Here is a 2071-nt window from a genome sequence, read left to right on the forward strand (position 1 = left end):
CCTCTTGGGCCGCAAGGTGCTRGGCAACAACGGCGCCTCGCTCAAGAAGTTCGGCAAGCTGGTGGCCAGGCTGGTGGAGGAAGAGGGCGTGAACGAGAAGATGGCCGAGTTCATCAACCCGATCGCGGGCCTGGGCGACCAGCTCACCAAGTTCACGACCGAGATCGGCTTCAAGGGTTTCCAGAACCCCGACGAAGTGGGCGCCGCCGCGGTCGACTACCTGCGCGTGGCCGGCCACTTCGTGTTCGGCTACCTGTTCGCCCGCATGGCGCAGGTCGCGCTGCGCCAGATCGCCGCAGGCAACAACGATCCGTTCTATGTTGCCAAGCTGCAGACCGCGCGCTTCTACTTCGCCAAGCTGTTCCCCGAGACCGCGACGCTGATGCGCACCGCACGCGCCGGCAGCAAGGTGCTGATGGACACCGACGCGGCGCTGGCCTGAGGCCGTCGTCCCTTCTTCTCATCGTCCGACCGGGAGCCGTTCATGAAATCGACGCTTGCAGCCATCGTTCTTGCCGCCACATCCTTCACGGCCATGGCCCAGAACACGCCCGTGGGCCTGTGGCGCAACGTCGACGACAAGACCGGCGAAGCCAAGGCCGAGATCCGCATCGGCGAAGCGAAYGGCGCGCTCATCGGCCGCATCGAGAAGTCGCTCAAGAAGGACACCAAGCCCGATGCGATCTGYGATGAATGCAGCGACGACCGCAAGGGCAAGCCCATTACCGGGCTCGACATCATCCGCGGCGGCAAGAAGGCCGAAGGCAAGGACGTCTGGGAAGGCGGAAAGATCCTCGATCCCGAGAACGGCAAGGAATACCGCGCGAGCTTCACGCCGATTGAAGGCGGGAAGAAGCTCGAAGTGCGTGGCTACCTTGGGCCTTTCTGGCGTACCCAGACCTGGAACCGCATTCCTTGACCCACCCCCGTAGCTGCTCACTTCGTGTAGCAGCCTCCCCCTCAAGGGGGCAACACCGGTGGCCCGGCAAAGCCGGTTCCACGGTGTTCCCCGAACTAACACAACACTTCAAAGCCCAGTTATGTCCCGATTCCAAGTGAAGAAAGTCGCCGTGCTAGGCGCCGGCGTGATGGGCGCGCAGATTGCGGCCCACCTCGTCAATGTGCGCGTGCCTGTGGTGCTGTTCGACCTGGCTGCAAAAGACGCGACCGGAGCTGTCGCTCAAGGTGCAGCGAAGAACGGCATCGTCTCGCGCGCCATCGAGAACCTCAAGAAGCTCAAGCCCGCGCCGCTCGGCGACGTGGCCGATGCGGTGCTCATCGAGCAGGCCAACTATGAGGACGACCTTGCCAAGCTCGGCGAGTGCGATCTCGTGATCGAAGCCATTGCCGAGCGCATGGACTGGAAGCTCGACCTGTACAAGAAGATCGCGCCGCACGTCGCCAAGCATTCGATCCTGGCTTCGAACACCTCGGGCCTGTCGATCACCAAGCTCAGCGAGGCGCTGCCTGAAGCGCTGAAGCCGCGCTTCTGCGGCATTCACTTCTTCAACCCGCCGCGCTACATGTTCCTGGTGGAGCTGATCAACACGCCCACCACCGAGCCGCAGGTGCTCGACGACCTCGAGGCCTTCGTCACCAGCACGCTCGGCAAGGGCGTGGTGCGCGCGCACGACACGCCSAACTTCATCGCCAACCGCGTCGGCATCGCCGGCATGCTGGCCACGCTGAAGGAGGTCGAGAAGTTCGGCCTCACGCCCGACGTGGTGGACGATCTCACGGGCAAGAAGCTGGGCCGCGCGAGCTCGGGCACCTTCCGCACCGCCGACGTGGTGGGCCTGGACACCATGGCCCATGTCGTGAAGACGCTGCAGGACAACCTGAACGCCGAGACCGATCCGTTCTATGCCAACTTTTCGACGCCGCCGGTGCTCGCCAAGCTGCTCGAACTCGGCAACCTCGGCCAGAAGACCAAGGCCGGCTTCTTCAAGAAGGTGGGCCGCGACATCCTGCGCTTCGACCTGCAGAGCGGCGAGTACGTGCCCGCCGGCGCCAAGGCCGACGAGGTGTACGGCCGCATGCTCAAGAAACCCGCGGGCGAACGCCTGAAGCT

Annotated in this window: 3 protein-coding genes; all 3 read left to right on the forward strand. The window is 64.2% G+C overall.

Annotated elements, in window-relative coordinates; genetic code table 11:
* On the forward strand, positions 1 to 442 hold a 442-nt coding region (locus tag AC1DOC_RS31045), incomplete at its 5' end, for an acyl-CoA dehydrogenase C-terminal domain-containing protein (RefSeq protein ID WP_478131263.1).
* A gap of 42 nt (positions 443 to 484) precedes the next feature.
* Entirely contained in the window at positions 485 to 919 is a 435-nt protein-coding gene (locus AC1DOC_RS31050) for a DUF2147 domain-containing protein (protein WP_478079518.1), read from the forward strand.
* A gap of 121 nt (positions 920 to 1040) precedes the next feature.
* Positions 1041 to 2071 (forward strand): 3-hydroxyacyl-CoA dehydrogenase family protein (locus AC1DOC_RS31055; RefSeq protein ID WP_478131264.1); only part of this gene is annotated, 1031 nt, incomplete at its 3' end.

The organism is Variovorax sp. 01T439_2 (assembly GCF_056398445.1).